The sequence below is a fragment of the Methylobacterium pseudosasicola genome, assembly GCF_900114535.1.
GTDB lineage: Bacteria > Pseudomonadota > Alphaproteobacteria > Rhizobiales > Beijerinckiaceae > Methylobacterium > Methylobacterium pseudosasicola.
In genome coordinates, this window is sequence record NZ_FOTK01000045.1 from 12,134 (window position 1) to 29,252 (window position 17,119).

The 17,119-nt window shown below is 65.1% G+C and carries 10 protein-coding genes and 1 pseudogene; 4 read left to right on the forward strand and 7 right to left on the reverse strand.

Translation table 11 applies throughout. The features are described from left to right. Positions 1–293 precede the first annotated feature (293 nt). Together BM228_RS28095 and BM228_RS28100 are read left to right on the forward strand one after the other, a co-directional pair. Entirely contained in the window at positions 294–1,370 is a 1,077-nt protein-coding gene (locus BM228_RS28095; protein WP_425285009.1) for a PAS domain S-box protein, read from the forward strand. Further along, positions 1,346–1,531: a hypothetical protein gene (locus tag BM228_RS28100; protein WP_244537349.1), complete on the forward strand. Its 186-nt coding sequence runs from the start codon at positions 1,346–1,348 to the stop codon at positions 1,529–1,531. The genes BM228_RS28095 and BM228_RS28100 overlap by 25 nt, the downstream gene beginning before the upstream one ends. A 306-nt stretch (positions 1,532–1,837) precedes the next feature. Here the strand turns inward: BM228_RS28100 and selB are convergent, their stop codons facing one another. The 3 genes and pseudogenes from selB to katG form a co-directional block, all read right to left on the reverse strand. Further along, complete coding sequence (gene selB, locus BM228_RS28105) at positions 1,838–3,745, reverse strand: selenocysteine-specific translation elongation factor (RefSeq protein ID WP_092045849.1); 1,908 nt, start codon at positions 3,743–3,745, stop codon at positions 1,838–1,840. A 69-nt stretch (positions 3,746–3,814) separates the two neighbouring features. Beyond that, positions 3,815–5,332: pseudogene (locus BM228_RS28110) on the reverse strand (ABC transporter substrate-binding protein). A 402-nt stretch (positions 5,333–5,734) separates the two neighbouring features. After that, positions 5,735–8,056, reverse strand: coding sequence for a catalase/peroxidase HPI (gene katG / locus BM228_RS28120; RefSeq protein WP_092045877.1), 2,322 nt, complete (start codon positions 8,054–8,056; stop codon positions 5,735–5,737). Positions 8,057–9,130: 1,074 nt separating this feature from the next. Between katG and BM228_RS28125 the strand changes: the two genes are divergently transcribed. Next, on the forward strand, positions 9,131–12,472 hold the full coding sequence (locus BM228_RS28125; protein WP_092045853.1) for a PAS domain S-box protein: 3,342 nt from the start codon (positions 9,131–9,133) through the stop codon (positions 12,470–12,472). A 413-nt stretch (positions 12,473–12,885) separates the two neighbouring features. On the opposite strand, the gene BM228_RS28130 is transcribed toward BM228_RS28125, so the two are convergent. The 4 genes from BM228_RS28130 to BM228_RS28145 form a co-directional block, all read right to left on the reverse strand. Next, positions 12,886–13,833: a PDR/VanB family oxidoreductase gene (locus BM228_RS28130; RefSeq protein ID WP_092045855.1), complete on the reverse strand. Its 948-nt coding sequence runs from the start codon at positions 13,831–13,833 to the stop codon at positions 12,886–12,888. 4 nt (positions 13,834–13,837) lie between these two features. Beyond that, positions 13,838–14,407 carry an MOSC domain-containing protein gene (locus tag BM228_RS28135; protein WP_092045857.1) on the reverse strand — a complete coding sequence of 190 codons (570 nt, stop codon included), beginning with the start codon at positions 14,405–14,407 and terminating at the stop codon, positions 13,838–13,840. Then, complete coding sequence (locus BM228_RS28140; RefSeq protein WP_092045859.1) at positions 14,404–14,796, reverse strand: Rid family detoxifying hydrolase; 393 nt, start codon at positions 14,794–14,796, stop codon at positions 14,404–14,406. Before BM228_RS28140 ends, BM228_RS28135 begins: the two co-directional genes overlap by 4 nt. Positions 14,797–14,892: 96 nt before the next feature. Beyond that, entirely contained in the window at positions 14,893–16,221 is a 1,329-nt protein-coding gene (locus BM228_RS28145; RefSeq protein ID WP_092045860.1) for an MFS transporter, read from the reverse strand. A 171-nt stretch (positions 16,222–16,392) separates the two neighbouring features. Here BM228_RS28145 and BM228_RS28150 point away from each other — a divergent pair, with 171 nt between their 5' ends. Further along, the gene (locus BM228_RS28150; RefSeq protein WP_092045879.1) at positions 16,393–17,004 is read left to right on the forward strand and encodes a helix-turn-helix domain-containing protein; all 612 of its coding nucleotides are present in this window, start codon (positions 16,393–16,395) and stop codon (positions 17,002–17,004) included. The last annotated feature ends 115 nt before the right edge of the window (positions 17,005–17,119 follow it).

A 17,119-nucleotide genomic window follows, 5' to 3' on the forward strand; every position in this document is an offset into this window, starting at 1 on the left:
AGGAAGCAGGCTTGGCAGAGGTGAGTCTTGGTAGGAAGGCTTTGGGCCTGCGACAGACGTAGCAGCGCGCCCCCTCCGCCATCACGGACGTGTGACCTTACGCTCAGGCGTGACGGTCGATCCCGCAAGCAGCCCGGTTCGGGCGGCCGATAACGGATCGGATTTAGCGAGGACGGCTAATTGTAAAGACCCTGTTCCCAGGCATGGACCGTCGACGAGCGGTGTAACATCAGCGCCCTGGTATTGGCGGAGTCGTTCACCAGAACGATAGCGGTTAATGGGACCTCTCAAGCTTGAACGACTTCTCAGACGGCGCGCGGATCGACGCCGAGATCACCAGCACCGTCGTGGGCTCCGATCCCTTCGCCGCCGCCGTGCGGGCGACGCGGATGTCGATGGTGATCACCGATCCGCGGTTGCCCGACAACCCCATCGTGTACGTTAACGACGCCTTCGTGAGACTGACCGGCTACGCGCGCGAGGAGATCATCGGCCGGAACTGTTGCTTTCTCCAGGAGCCTGAGACGAGCCTGGAGGATGTCGCGCGGGTCCGGGATTCCATCGAGCGACGCGTCACCATCGAGATCGACCTGAAGAACCGGCGCAAGGATGGAACCGTCTTCTGGAACCGGCTTCTCGTCTCGCCCGTCTTCGCATCCGACGGTGAACTGACCTACTTCTTCGCCTCGCAGTACGATGTGACCCTTGAGAAGGAACGCCTCGTCATCCTCCAGAGGGACCGAGATGCCCTGGAAGCGGAGTCCGCGCGCCGTTCCCTCGAACTCATCCAGAACGAGGAGCGCCTGCGCTTCAAGCTGAAGGCCGGGCGCCTGGGGGCGTGGACGCTCGATCTCGGTGTCATGCGCCTGATCTCGTCGGACGGGCTCAAGAAGAACCTCGGTCGCTCGCCGCACGCCCCCCCCCTCAGCTACGAAGAGATGATTGCGGCCATCCACCCGGACGACCGGCATAGGAAGCTGGCGGCACGGGACGCGGCGATTGCGGGGCACTCGGATTACGACATCGAGATCCGTATCATCACACCTCGGGGTGAGATCCGCTGGCTGCAGTTTCGCGGCCGGGCATCGCTCCGCGCGGATGGCACGCCGCTGAGCATTGCCGGGATCAGCCTGGACATCACCGACCGCAAGAGGGCCGAAGAACACCGGGACCTCCTGGCGGGCGAACTGAACCATCGCATTCAGAACACCCTTGCGACCGTGCAGTCCATCACCCGGCAGACGCTGCGAGGGCAGCCTCCTTGGAGGAGGCGCCCCATGCGGACGAGGCGTGGTTCATCCTGCATGACCGGGCGGATATCGGTGTGCTGTTCACCGATGTCGACATGCCGGGTTCGATGTGCGGCGTGACCCTGTCCGAGCGTGTCCACCATGCATGGCCCGACATTCGGGTGGTGCTGACATCCGGGCGGCATCGGTTCTCCGACCGGGAGGTGCCCGATCACGGTCAGTTCGTGCCGAAACCCTACAGCCAGGCACAGGTCGTCTCAGCCATCCACAACGCGGATTGACGGACGAGAAGGGTCACTCGCGAGATCAGGGCCCACGTCTTCTCCACGCTTTGTTTCACGGCCCGAGCGATGCGTCCGCCTGTAAGAGCTGCTTCACATAGCCTGCGCGCAAGTTGGGTCAGGAGCAGGGTATGCGCGGCACGATGAAAGCCGGCAGAAGGTGGACCGGGGGCATTCCTCCAAATACTGGCGTTCCTGATAGCCTGCGTGAACGTCTTGAATGGCCAATTCTTCATTCGTCCAGTTCGCCTCAAATCATGATCCAGGCGAAAAAGATCTTGTCCATCCGTGCGGGGCAAATCAATATCACAAGTCGCGATTGTCTGGATGAACCACGCGTCCATCAGCGATACGCGTCGTGAGGCCCCGCGCGTCGAAATAGGCCAGCAGCGGCATGGTCAGGTTCCGGCTGATGCCGGTGGTCTCGCGAAAACGGCCGACCGTGAGGAGTGCCTGGGGATGCTCGGCCGCGACAGCGCGCGCCCTGTCAGCCAACACCTCCAAGACATCGGGCAAGACGTAGTAGTGTCCTGATACGCGCTTCAGCCATCCGAGGCGTCCGAACTTATCGAGGTGAGGGCGCAGGTTCTTGGGCTCTCGGTCGACCCGTGCGGCGAGATCTGCGAGGCGCGGTTGGTTGAGCCCCGCCTCCTCAAGAACAGCGCGGACGGCTTCATAGAGTGCAGCCTCCGGTGCAGCGAGCCGGACCGCGTGGCCGGCCAAGTGGTAGAGCGCCCCCCGCCGTTCGATGCGGCCCGCGCCGAGAAGCGGGTCGAGGGCCGCCCGCAAGGCGGGGCGGTCCATACTGGCCACGCGTTCGCTCAACTCGTCGACCGTCAGGCCCGGATTGTCCGGCTCGAACCTGTGTGCGTCGTCGAGGATCGCGGCGACCGACTCTCCGAGTGCTGTGATCCGGCCTTTGGCAAAGCCCAAGCGCCCGCGCGGCGTCTCGACCGCGACGAGATCCACCTCCCGCGACAGGGCTTCCATGCGCGCGGCCGGAACGTTGCGGGAGCGCGCGAAGTGATCGAGATCGAGACCCGCCTCGCTGTGGGCGAGGAGGTGGGTGAGCGCTGCCCCGTGGTCCGACGTGTCGAGAGCCTCGACGACCCTGCGCCGCCCCGGCACCCAGGCCCCCCGGCGGGGTCCCTCGATGTCGATGACCTGCCCGCCGCCCAGGGTGCGCGCGGCTGAGACGTCGCGCAACACGAAACGGTCGCCCTGCAGCGCACCCAGGCTGCCATCGAGGACGATCTGCGCAATCGCCGCCGCACCGGGTTCGACGCTGGAGCCTTGCGGCAGCAGCACCCGGCCGGTCGCGGAAGCGGCGCCGTGATGAAGGTGGACGGGCGTTCGATGGCGCAGGGGACGGGTTTCGCTCGGCAGCACCCGCAGGGACACGTCGAGGCGGCGTGCCGGCCCGTGCAGGTGCGGCGCCAGGATCCAATCGCCCCGGTGAATGCCGGCCCGGGAGAGTCGGGGACCCGTCAGGTTGAGGGCACATCGCTGCCCGGCCACGGCCACGGCGCAGGTGTCGTGACCGACGCGCAGGCCCCGCACCCGTGCTTCAACCCCGCTGGGGGATACGAGGAGCGTGTCGCCCGGTCGGACGCTGCCGGAATGGACGGCCCCCGTGACGACGAGGCCAGCGCCGACGACGGTGAAGCAGCGATCGACGGCGAGGCGAAAATCGCCTTCGATCGCCGCGGGGGATGGGTTGGCTGCGGCCGCTTCGAGACGCCGGGCTAGGTCTGGGATCCCGGCGCCGTTCAAAGCCGAGCAGGCGATGACGGGCGTCTGCACGAGCGCGGTCTCGGAGAGCACGGACCGAATCTGCGCCGCGACCTCGGACAAGCGTCGCGCATCGACCGCATCCCTCTTGGTGATGGCCACGAGGCCGCGGCGGAGACCGAGCACGTCGAGGATCGCGATGTGTTCGCGGGTCTGGGGCATCACGCCGTCGTCGGCCGCCACGACGATGAGGGCGAAATCCACCCCGGTGGCGCCGGCGACCATCGTGCGGACCAGGCGCTCGTGGCCGGGGACATCCACGAAGCCGATCGTGCGGCCGCCGAGGTCCGTATAGGCAAAGCCTAAATCGACGGTGATGCCGCGGGCCTTCTCCTCCGGCAGCCGGTCGGCATCGATCCCCGTGAGCGCCTTCACGAGGGTCGTCTTGCCGTGATCGATATGGCCGGCGGTGGCGACGATCATCGTGTCCTCGCTTTGGTCGGCCTAGCACCTACGATGGGCGGCACGGGGAGCCCCGCGCCGCCCATTGCCTCAACCCTTGATCCGGGTCTCGGCCAGTTCCGACATGCAGGTGTCGTAGGGCGTGAACGCCACGCGGTCCGAAACGGCGAACAGCGTGTAGGGCGAATACAGGAACAGGGCCTTGGCCTTGTCCTGGAGGTAGCGTTCGACCTCACGCACGACCGCCTCCGTGTCTGGCTCCTGCGACGTGTGCAGGAGCTTATCGTAGAGGGCGTCGAACTCCGGATCCTCCGGTCCCTGGCGAAGGGTCGCGTCCTTCCCGAAGAACTCCCGATGCACGCAGGCCACCGGATATTGCGGCGTCCAGTCGAAGTACCATTCGAGCTTGACGTCGAAATCCTCCGGGGGCTCCTCCTTGGCACTGACGAAGCGGCAGCCAAGGCCGACCTTCGAGAGGCAGTGCCCGATCGCCTCGACGACGCCCTTCCAGGCGGGTGAGGCGACGAACACCAAGTCCCGCCCGCCGATCCCCGCCGCCGCGAGCGCCCGTTTGGCGGCCTCGGGGTCGTAGGAGAACGGCTTCATGCCAGGGTCGGCGCCGTAGCGACCGGGCTGGATGAAGGCCGGGATCACCGTGCCGTAGCCGTATGCGCCCTGATCGAGCACGGCCTGCCGGTCGATGGCGAGGTTCAGCGCTCGGCGAGCCTCCGGGTTGCGCCAGGGCGAGTCCGGACGGTTCTCGTTGAAGACCCCCGTGAGGATCGTCTTCGCCTTCTGCGTCTGGATTTTGCCATGCTCGCTCGCCGGGAAGGCCTTGGCCTCGTCCGGTGTTAGGTCGAAGACCACGTCGACCCGGCCGTCACCGGCCGCCACCGACTTGATGCCCTCGGTCTTGCCGATCACGTTGTCGTAGATGATTCGGACCGTCGGCTTGCGGTCGGGATTCCAATAGGTCTCGTTGGGCTCCATGACCACGCGGTCGGAGCGCGAATCGATCAGCGAAACGCCTTCAGTGAGCACGAACGGGCCAGTCCCCCACGGACCAGGCGCGTCAATCACTCACCAATGGCCTTCGGCCGACCCCGTCTTCGGGTCGACGAATCCCCACTCGTTCCAGAAGCGCGTCGAGGGCAGGTGCATGCCGCGCAGCTTCATCAGCGCCGCGGAATCGCCGCCGGGGAAGCGCATCCGGATCGTGCGGTCATCCACCGCCTCGCAGGTGACGTCCCGGGCGAAGTTCAGGAAGGCGCCCGGCGGATGCGGGTTGGTCCATTCCTGCACCTTGTCGAAGCCGAGCTTGAACATCGCGGCGTTGAACGGCTCGCCGTCCTGATAGACCGCGTCGCGCATCGTCAGTTCAAGGGTTTCGCCGTCGAGCCAGCGCCAAGCTTGAGCGAGGCTCGGCTGGCCGATCCCGTCGTGGTCGACGCGGTTGGCCTCCTCCATCGTATTCCAGGTGATGGAGAGCCAATTCACCGGCGACGGATCGACCACCGTCACCGTATTGTGGTGCCCCCAGGGCTGCGCTTGCCCCGGATCCCCGGTCGCATGTGCGGTCATGCGCTGTCCTCCTGTTTCAACCTGCATGGCGTGCAGGAGCGGCCATCTCGGATAGGGGCCGGCAGAAAGAAGCTAGTGCACAAGCGCTTTGCTCTCAATCGATCCCCGGTGACGATCTAGCGACCATGCCGCTGCCGGGCCGGATCGCCGGCCGCGCCCGAACCGAAATGACGCTTGCCGCGAGGCCGCAGCGCCTGTGGCGGCGTGAGAAGCTGATGCCGTCGATGCGCGCTCGATTTCCGGAATTTCGGTCTGTGATCGCGCAGATCACGTCGTGTCATCAGCGGCCTGTGCTCACACAAACAAAGCGACGGAGAGGAAAACGCGTTGGCGATACGCGATTCCAGACCCGTGAAGACTCTCCCTGTTTGCCCCCGTCCCGCCGAGCGGTGGGACGGGGGGGGGGTCGGCTGACGCGACGGCGGCGGATCAGGCCGCCATGGGCCCGGAGCGCCGGTGCCCCTTCACGTCGTAACGGTCGAGCATCATCACCTTGTCCCAGACCCGCACGAAATCGGCCACAAACCGAGTCTGTCCATCGCTGCCGGCATATGCATCGGCGATGTTGCGCAGCTGCGCGTTCGACCCGAAGACGAGATCGTTGCGGGTGGCGTCGAATTTCGCCTGCCCACTGTTGCGGTCCTTGAGCGTGAAGGTCGTCCCGGCCGTGTCGGCCTTCTCCCAGACGAGATCCGTGTCGGTCAGGTTGCGGAAGAAGTCGGTCGTCAGCACGCCCACCCGGTCGGTGAAGATACCCGTGTTCGACCCGTCGTGGTTGGCGTTGAGGGCGCGTAGGCCACCGGTCAGCACCACCCATTCCGGTGCGGTCAGCGTCAGCAGGTTGGCCTTGTCGAGAAACATCTCCTCCGGCGACAGGCTGGGCGCGATCGCTCCGAACCCGTCATCGACGTAGTTGCGGAAGCCGTCCACAACAGGCTTCAGCCACTCGAACATCTCGATGTCCGTCAGTTCCTGCGTGGTGTCGACCCGGCCAGGCGTGAAGGGCACGCGCGTCTCGATGCCCGCGTCCAGGGCGGCCTTCTCCACGGCGGCACAACCACCGAGCACGATGAGGTCGGCGAGCGAGACCTGCTTGCCGTCGCTGCGCCCGCCGTTGAACGCGGCCATCACTGCCCGGAGCGCCTCGATCACGGGGGCGGCCCGACGATTGACGGCCCAATCCTTCTGCGGAGCGAGGGCGAGACGGCCACCATTGGCCCCCCCGCGCTTGTCACTGTCGCGGTAGGTCGCGGCCGCCGAGAAGGCGGTGAAGGCGAGGTCCGAGACCGAGATGCCCTTCGCCATGATGGCCTGCTTGATGGCGGCAACCTCCGCCTCGCCCACCGGGGCGTAGGTGGCGTCCGGGATCGGGTCCTGCCACAGCAGGCCGTCCTCGATCGTGACCTCCGGGCCGAGGTAGCGGTGCTTGGGGCCCATGTCGCGGTGGGTGAGCTTGTACCACGCCTTGGAGAAGGCCTGGGTGAAGGCGTCGAAGTCGCTGAGGAACTTCTCGCAGACCTTGCGGTACTCCGGGTCGACCTTCAGGGCGATGTCGGAGGTCATCATCATGAGCGGATGCATCTGACCCGCGACATGGGCGTCCGGGGTCTTGGGCGCGTTCGGGTCCTTCGGCGTCCACTGCAGGGCGCCGGCGGGGCTCTTGGTCTGCTCCCACTCGAACTTGAAGAGGTTCTCCAGGTAGGCGTTGTCCCACTTGGTCGGATCGGGGGTCCAGCTCCCCTCGATGCCGTTGGTCATCGTGTCCTTGCCCGAACCGGTGCCCTTCGGGTTGTGCCAGCCGAGCCCCATCGCCTCCATGGGCGCCATTTCCGGCGGCGGTCCGATCTCCTTGGCGGGCGTCATGCCGTGGCTCTTGCCGAAGGCGTGGCCGCCGGCGATTAGCGCCACCGTCTCCTCGTCGTTCATGGCCATGCGGGTGAACGTCACGCGAATGTCGTTGGCCGAGCCCTGCGGATCACCATTCGCGTAGGGCCCCTCGGGGTTCACGTAGATCAGCGCCTGGTGGGAGGCCGCGAGCGGGTTCTCCAGGTCGTAATCGGTGTCGCCGTTCTTGCCCCGCCAGCGCTTGTCGCGGTTCACCATGTCGTCGAAGCTCGACACCGAACCCATCTCGACGACTTCGGGACCCCAGTAGGTGGCGTTGTCCGCCTCCCAGGCGTCGAGGCGCCCGCCGGCAAAGCCGTAGGTCGGCAGCCCCATGATCTCGAGGGCGCAGTTGCCGGTCAGCACCATCAGGTCAGCCCAGGAGAGGGCGTTGCCGTATTTGTGCTTGATCGGCTGCAGGAGGCGGCGCGACTTGTCGGTGTTGCCGTTGTCCCACCAACTCGAGATCGGTGCGAACCGCTGCATGCCCGTGCCGGCGCCGCCCCGCCCATCCGCGATGCGGTACGTGCCGGCCGAGTGCCAGGCCATCCGGATCATCTGCGGGCCGTAATTCTTGTAGTCCGACGGCCACCAAGCCACGGACGAGGTCAGGAACTGCTTGATGTCGCTCTTCAGCGCGTCGAGGTCGATCGTATTAAATGCGGCGGCATAGTCGAAATCAGGCCCCAGCGGATCGGCAGCGACCCCGTTCTGGTGCAAGAGCTCGACCCTCAGGCGGTGGGGATACCAGTTCTCCAGCGCCGGGCGGCTCCCCAGAGCTCCGCCGATACGGTCGCCTCCGAACGGGCATTTCCCTTCCATGGGGTATGATCTTGTATTGGTCTTGTCGATCGTCATCTCGTTCATCAACATCCCCTTAGGCGTAGGACCGGTATCATCAAGCAGATTGTGCCACTAAGCTGTCGCCGACGGTGGCGCGTTGTGTGCGTCACGTCTTTGCCAGAGTAGCGCGATGGGTGATCTGACCCTGAGCGCGAAATCAGGCGCCCATCTCTAAAATCAAGATGTTGTCGCCTCTCTTGAAGGCCAGGCCGCAGCCGACCACGCGAATGGCGAACCGCCTCACATTTGCGCGAGTCCCTAGAGCGCGAACTGGAAAGGAAACGGAAGGTTAGACGTCAAACAACATTACTCGCGGGTCTCGATGCTGGATCTGTCGGTGGGTCATACGGTCGGTCACCGCACTGTGAATGATGCGCTCTGGGACAAGCTCTTCACAGCGCGCAGCCGTGACGGAGGCTACCCAGTGCGACGCGGCACGGCGCAGCCGTGGCTCAGCACCCGATCGCGCCGTTGCGCCGTTGCGCAGGAGAGTGTGCGGACTCCGCGGCGAATTGGCCCCTCTGTTTCGGAGCTGGGGGCCTCGATTTGTTATGATGGTGGTGTGGTGCCTGGGCTCTCCGCACTCATCAGCCTCGCACGGGATCCGAATGTCCGCCTCGCAGTTCCATCTGCTCCGACGCAGGCCTGTTACCCCCGTTTAGCTACTGTCGGTTGACTGAACTCACCCTTGTGAGCTCGTAAAAGCCCGTTGCTGCCTTCACTGCGGTAAACAGGGAAGCCAAATCAGGGGCAGCGCGATGCAACTTATAGATGATCTCGTCGACGCTGGATTATCTGGAATTCCCGGCGACCAAGGAAGACCGCCTGCAAAGCTGCAGCCCGCGCCGCACGCCGTCACAAAGAGCTCGTTGAGCCATATAACGACGATCGAGCACACGACCATGATCCTGATCGCCTCTCGTTACCTAGTCCATCGCATCGGTTGAGGAAACGGCAGAGACCCACCAGCGAAGTCACGCTGTCGTGACACCCCCAGTATGCTCACAGCCTGTTCACCAGCCTGTGGTCTAGCCTCCTCAGGTCGGCGGCCTTGAAGGCGACGTGGCCGACGTGATCTGAGCAGCGGCCTGTACGACGATGAAGATGAGGCTCGGGACACTCGCGCGTACTGCCGCGCTCGCGGTCGGCCTCGGCGTGCCCGCACTCGTCGGCTTTGCCGTTTTCAATCAGCGTGCGCAGGAGATCGCCGACGCCGAGATTCGCGCGGCCAATACCGCCCACGCTCTCGAACAGCATGCCGCTCGCACCTTCGAGACCATCGACACCTATCTGCGAGCCGTAGCGCCCCTGGTCGGGCCTCGGGCGGTCGACTTGCCATCGGAAGCAATCCACACTGCGTTGCGCGATCAGATGCAGCACTCGCGACTGAACAACATCATCATCATCGACCGGAACGGCCGGGCGACCGTCGAAGCGGATGCCTTCCCTGCGCGTCCGCTCGATGTCCATGATCGCGACTACTTTCAGGCACTGCGTGATCGACCGAATTCTGGTGTGGTGATCGGCAATCCGATCACCGGGCGCCTGACCGGTAAGGTGCTGATCCCCGTTGCTCGGCGCATCGAAGGGCCGGACGGAACGTTTCTCGGCGTCCTGCAGGCGACCGTCGACCCGCAGACCTTCGAAAGCGTGTACGGGGCCATTCATAACGGGCCGGGCGCGGGGCTTACCCTTTGGAGATCAGACGGCACCCTGCTCGTACGCTCGCCACCGCTCCCCTCCGTCATCGGCAAGAATTTCGCCGAGGGCGAGAACTATCGGCAACACGTCCCGGCTCGGGACACGAAGCCGTACTGGTCGGCCACCATGACGGATGGGGTCGAGCGCGTCGTCGCCCTGAGCTTCCTCGACGAGTATCCCTTGTACGTCGGCGCCGCGTTCGCGCGGGACGATATGTTGGCCGATTGGCGTCGGTCTGCGCTCGTACAAGGGGCGGTGGCCGGAGGGCTGACGCTCGTGCTCGTTGGCGCCCTGCTTCTGCTCGGCCGCGAGATCGAACGGCGCGAGGCGGCGGATGCCCTCATCCGAGAGAGTGAAGCGCGTCACCGGCTACTGGCGGAGAATGCCACCGACATCATCATCTGGTGCGACCTGGATACGACCCGGCAGTACGTCTCGCCCGCCGTCACCGCCGTGCTCGGCTACGCCCCCGAGCAATTAATTGGCACCCACACCCTTGACTTGGTTCATCCCGATGAAGCGACCGGCTATGCGGAAACCCTCGTCGACCTGACGACCGGGCGCGTCGGGCGCACCACGACCTGCCATCGCTATCGTCACCAGCAGGGGCACTGGGTCTGGCTGGAGATCTCGATCAATCTGACGCATGACGCGGCGACGGGCCGGGCGGACGGGTACGTCGCGACGTTGCGTGACATCACTCAGCGCAAGGCCATGGAGGATGCGCTTCGCGAGAGTGACGCGCGTTACCGCTCCGTGACCGAGGCGCAGTTGCAGGAGGCACGAGCACGCGCCGACTTTACCACGGCCACGAGCGCGGCAATTCTGGCGCAGCTTGCCGAGGGCGTTATCGTCACTGACGCCGCAGGGAGGATCACGCTTGTCAACAAGGCGGCAGCCGAGATCCACGGCGTGGCTCGGCTCGACATAGAGCCGGATGCCTACAGCGACACCTATCACCTATTCACCGAGGATGGCCGACCTCACCCGCCGCGCGATCTGCCGCTCGCCCGCGCTGTAGCGGGACAGATAGTGCGGGACGCGCGTTGGCGAGTTCGACGGACGGATGGCACCGAGGTCGTTGCTATCGGCAACGCTCAGCCGCTCCTTGGGCAAGATGGCGCACAAATCGGCGCCGTGCTCACGGTGCGCGACGACACCGCGCGAGATGCAGCTGAGACGGCCTTACGCGATCTGAACGCGACGTTGGCCCAGCGCGTAGCTGAGCGGACGCACGAAGCGGAGACGGCCCGGGCTCTGGCCGAAGCCGCGAGCCATGCAAAGTCTGAGTTCCTGGCCTCGATGAGTCACGAGATCCGGACCCCCCTGAACGGGGTGATCGGCTACGCCGATCTCCTATGCGAGGAACCAAACCTCAGTTTGCGCGCACGTCAGCACGCCGAACGAATCCGCACGGCCGGTGCGGCACTCCTGACCGTGGTCAACGACGTGCTCGATTTCTCGAAGCTGGAGGCCGGACAGGTCGAGATCGTCCCGCAGCCGTTCGCACCCGTCACACTGATCGACAACACGGTGTCGATCGTTCGCGGCTCGGCTGAGGCGAAGGGACTGACGCTTGGCGTCAGCTTCGATCCTATGGTTCCTGCGTGGCTGTTGGGCGACGAGGATCGACTGCGGCAGGTGTTGCTGAACCTGCTCAACAACGCCGTGAAGTTCACCGCACGAGGCCGGATCGATCTGAACGTGGCCGTGGATGCCATGTCGGAAGACGCTGTCCGTCTACTCTGCTCGGTGCAAGATACCGGCATCGGCATACCGGCGGACAAGCGTGACAGGCTGTTCCAGCGTTTTAGCCAGGTCGACGGCTCGATCGGACGCGACTACGGCGGCAGCGGGCTGGGGCTGGCGATCTCGAAGGCGCTCGTCGAGCGTATGGGCGGTGCGATCGATGCGGAGAGCGAGATCGGGCAGGGCTCGATCTTCTGGTTCGCACTCGACCTGCCTATCGCGGCCGAACCAGCTATTGCCTTCGAGCCTTCATCAAGCGCGGGCTTCCGCTTAGGCCGGCGACTGCTGTTGGCTGAGGATGTGCCGCTTAACCAGGATCTCGCCCGCGCAATCCTCGAGCGCGCCGGGCACAGCGTCGACGTGGTCGGCGACGGTGCCGCGGCGGTAACCGCGGTGCAGGCTAAGACCTACGACCTCGTGCTGATGGACATTCAGATGCCGGGTATGGACGGTATGAGCGCAACACGGCGCATCCGAGCCTTGGACGGCGTTGCCGCTCGCGTGCCGATCGTGGCTATGACCGCTAACGTCTTGCCGGAGCAGCTTACGGAGTTTCGTGCCGCAGGCATGGATGATCACGTCGGCAAACCGTTCCGGCAAGAAGCACTGCTATCGGCGATAGATCGATGGTCGTCGGGTGGGACTGAAAGCACCCCGGCTTCCAGCCTGGACCACGCAGTTTACGAGGAGATCCAAGTTTTGGTCGGCCACGAGCGCATGGTCGGCTTGCTTGCGATGTTGGCAGACGAACTTACCCATCGGTTCGGACCGTCTTCCAACTCTCACGATCGGAAGCAGATCGCTGAGGATGCGCACGCGATGGTCTCGGCAACGAGCATGGTCGGTTTTGAATCGCTGGCTACTCTATGCCGAAAGGTCGAAACCGCATGTCGTTCGAATGAGGATTACGCAATGCTCTTTGAAGCCTTGCAAGCCCGCTCGTCCGAAACGATCAGCGAGATCACGGTCATGCGCTCAGGATCAGCATAGGGGCGCGGACTCCGGCCGCAAATGGATTCGATGTTCTAGTGGCTAAATCGGTGTCGAGCCTTTACGCCGGACTGACCAGTTCTCCCTTGTTCGTGAGGGCCGACACCTGTCTTAAGAGTGATGATACGAGACATTCAAGCGAGGCCTGTCCGCTTTCTCAGCAGACGTCCTTCGAAGCGGACCGGCGGCTTTCGGCCAGACCACGTCACGTCGGAGCGCCATCGCGCGCAAGACCGGACGTTCGGCTTTGCGCCCATGCCGGAACCTAGACGGGGCGCGGCGGTAACTCGGAAGCGGCCATCAACGCTGGTTTCGGCCGCTCAGAGCCATCCGCGGCGCAAAGAGTGGTTCAGCAGCGTCAGCAATATGGATCCGACCGGTGGATGGGCCTCGGCCGCATCGGCAGCGGACCCTCAGAGTTCGAGCGTGACGTTTACCCGGGCGCGGGAGACGCAGGGCATCATCCGGTCCTGGCGCTTGGCGACCGGCAGCACGACGTCGCGGTGGATCACGGTGCCGTCCCGGTATCCGCACTCGCAGGAGCCACACACGCCGATCTCGCAGGACGAGGGCATCGCAAAGCCGTGACGGCGCAGGACGTCGAGCAGCGAGACATCCGCGGGAACGTGAACGACCGCCCCTGTCGAGGCGATCAGCGCGTCGAAGGGTTCCGGTTTGTAGTTCTCGTCGGCCATCGGCGCGAAGTGCTCGACATGCACCTGCTCTACCGGCCAGCCGGCGGTTTCCAACGTGACCTGTACGGCATCGGTGAGCCTTTGAGGCCCACAGGCATAGATATGAACGCCGTCCTCCGGCGCACCGAGCGCCACGGGGTCGAAGCGCGAACCTTCCGAGGAGAACCAGCAGCGGAGCCGGTCGCCGCAGAGCGCCTGCAACTCGGCCAACAGCGGGGCATTCTCGGCGGAACGGGCGCACAGATGAATGACGAAATCGGCACCGCCCGCGGCGAGATACCAGGCCATGGCGGCGAGCGGCGTCACACCGATTCCGCCGCCGATCAGGACATGGCGCCGTGCCTCGACGGCCACGCCGAAGTTGTTGCGCGGATGGGACACGTGCGCGACGGCGCCCGGGGTGAGGTTGTCATGTGTCCACAGCGAGCCGCCACGGCCCGCATCCTCGCGCTTGATCGCCAGGACGTACCGGCTCCGATCAGCCGGATCGCCACACAGCGAGTACTGGCGCGTGCGCCCGTCCAGCAGACGAAGGTCGACATGCGCGCCGGGTTCCCAAGCAGGCAGTTCGGGACGCTGTGGGTGGGCGAAGGTCAGCCGCACCACCTCCGGCGTAGTGGCTACGGCCTCTACGACCGTCAGCCTCATGACGATGCGGGCGGACATGGCCTCAATCCAACAAGGTGATCGGGTCGCCCGGGCGGATGATCCCGCCGCGCTCGATCCCGCAATTCAGGCCGGAGCGATTGTAGAGCGGCAGGTAGACCGGCTGCCCCAGCAGTTCCTCTAGATACTTGCATGGGAAGTTCAGGCGACCGCCGCGCAGGATCACCTCACCGACCTGGAATCTGCGGCCGACGAGATGATTGAGCGGTACGCCGCGCACGGTGAGATTCCGGCGGTGATCGACGGGCGCGAGATGGATCGGGCCGCCCTGAAGCGGCGGATCGTTGCGCGCGAGAGCATCGAGCGCCTCCTGCTCGATGAGTGTCACCTCGCGAGTGTCCGGCTTGGGCGAGTAGGTCCCCGTCCCGAGAAAGTAGCGATCGCCCTCGATGCCGCGGCCAGCGACGCAGTAGGCCTCGGCCAACTCCTCCATCTCGTAGCTCGCCGCCAGCGCAATGTGGATGTTGAGCAGCGTGCCGTGCCAGCCGGTCGCCCCTCCGGGCACGCCGGTCGCCACCGAGCCGGCCGCGTGCGCGAAGGCTTCGACATGGCGGGGTGCGGATGTCGCGCTCATCGCGCCGACCCCGTCGCCAGCGCGATCGCCTCGACTTCGACCAGCGCGTCGCCGGGCAGGCGCGCGACCTCGACTGTCGAGCGCGCCCGCGCCGCGCCGGGGAAGTGTTCGGCATAAACCGCGTTCATCGCGGCGAAATCGTTCATGTCCTTCAGGAACACGGTGGTCTTGGCGACGCTCGCGAGGCTGGCACCTCCAGCTTCCAGCACGGCTGCGAGGTTAGCCAGCGAGCGGCGCGTCTGCGCCTCTATGCCCTCCGGAAATGCCCCGGTTTCCGGATTGATCGGCAGTTGTCCCGAGGCGAAGACGAGGTCGCCGACGCGAGTCGCCTGGGCGTATGGGCCGACGGCCGGAGCCGCCGCTTTCGTGGCGATGATGATCCTGTCCAAATCCGTCTTCCTATTGCGTCAGGCGTCCGACATCATTCCATTGTAGTGGACGCACGTCCACTGGTTAAAGCGTGTTTTTCGACTGCGCAGGACCGTTCAGTCGATCCGCCGCCGCGCTGTTTCCGGTGCCGCGAAAGTCGCCACGAGCGTCACGCACGCGAGCGCGATCAGATAGGCGGAAATTGGCCAAGTCGCTCCGCCGCTCCGGGCCAGCAAGGCTGCGGCGATCAGCGGTGTGAAGCCGCCGCTCAACGCCGCGCCCACCTGGAAGCCGAGGGAGGCCCCACTGTAGCGCAAGCGGGCATCGAACAGTTCGGACATCCAGGCCGCCCCTGTTCCGAACATGATGCCCTGGCCGAAGCTCAGGGCCACCGCGACGGTCAGGGTGATTATTGTCGGATCGCGCGTGTCGAGGAGCCTGAACATTGGGAACGCGAAGGCGATCGAGAACAGGCAGGCGGCGATGAACAACGTCTTGCGCCCGTAGCGGTCAGACAGATAGCCGAAGACGGGGATCGTGAAGAGTTCGATGACGGCGGCGACCAGGATGCCGTTTAGGATTACACCCCGTGAAAGGCCAAGCTGACCCGTGACGTAAGAGATCGAGAATACGGTGACGACGCTCACGTAAGCGATCTCGGAGACCTTGAGCCCGACAGCCTTCAGGAACATGCCGGGATGCTCAGTGAGGATCTCCATGCCCGGCAGCCGCGCCGTCACCGCCTGCTTCTTGATTCGCCGGAACGCGGGCGTTTCATGGAGCCGCAGGCGGATGAACAGGCCGACCCCGACGAGGGGGGCGCTCGCCAGGAACGGGATGCGCCAGCCCCACGACAGGAACGCCGCCTCGGGCATCAGGCCGGTCAGCGCGAAGGCGCCGATCGAGAGGATGCCTCCGATCGGGTAGCCGAGCTGGACGACGCTCCCAAAGAACCCACGCCGTTCCGGCGGGACGCTCTCCACCACCATCAGCACGGCCCCACCCCACTCGCCGCCGATGCCGATGCCCTGGACGAGGCGTAGGGCCACTAGAAGGATCGGCGCCAGGATGCCGATCTGTCCGTAGGTCGGCAGGCATCCGATCAGGAAAGTACCGATACCCATAATCATCAGGGTCAGCGACAGCATGGCCTTGCGCCCGATCCGGTCGCCGAAATGCCCGAAGACCGCCCCGCCCAGCGGACGGGCGAGGAACCCGACGGCGTAGGATCCGAACGCTGCGATGGTGCCGACCACGGGGTCGATGCTGGGGAAGAATAGCTTGTTGAAGACAAGCGCGCTGGCCGTACCGTAGATCAGGAAGTCGTACCACTCGACGGTAGTCCCGATGACGCTCGACCAGACGATCTGGCGTCTATCGGTGAGCGTGACCGCATCCGGCTCGTCGAACCGTGTCGTATCCAGCGGCAGGGCGGCGTCGAGCATGTGCGGGCATCCACTTTGCAAGATGAATTTCCACTCTGCGCGGTACAAGCAGCGTGCCAACTGGGACGTTGGTCGTGCGGGCGCCGCCCGGCGCCGTGTGCTAATCACCCCGCAACGACCCCGAGGCGCGCAAGGATGACGCGTCGGACGGAGGACCGGGACGAAGCGCGCATGACGGTCACGACAGAGGTACGACGGGTTCGGATCGAGGCCGAGGCCCGCTCTCAGATCCAAGTGCTCGCCGAGGAGATCCGACGCAGACGGAGGGAGCGCGACCTCTCCCTCGAAGCCTTGGCGGCCCTGTCGGGGGTCAGTCGCTCGATGATCTCGAAGATCGAGCGCGGCGAGGCGGTCCCGTCGACGGCGGTCCTCTCGCGGCTCGCCGAGGCGCTGGGCGTAACTTTCTCGCGGCTGATGGCGCCTGCCACCGAGCTGGAGGTGTTGCTGATCCCAGCCTCCCGCCAGCCGGTTCTGCGAGACGAGGCATCGGGCTTCCTGCGCCGCTGCCTATCTCCGGTGCTGCCCGGGCGGGGGATCGACTGGGTCCTCAACACGCTCCCGCCGGGTGCCACCACGGGAGAGTTCGTCGCCCATCGCCGCGGCGTGTCGGAATACATCTTCGTGCTGAAGGGACGCCTCCGCGCCACGATCGGCGACCGCGCGGTGGTGGTCGAAGAGGGCGATAGCTTGTATTTTGAGGCCGACGCCGGACACGCTTTCACCAATCTCGGGACGGATGTTTGCCAGTACTTCTTGGTCATCGATGCGACGCGACTACGGTGAGCCTTCACGGGCGTGATTCGGCTTTGACCGGCTGCTTCGCGCCCATGTTGGTTATATGATCGCATCGACGTCATTGCCGAAAGCAGACATGCCTTCGCGAGACGTCATTACATTC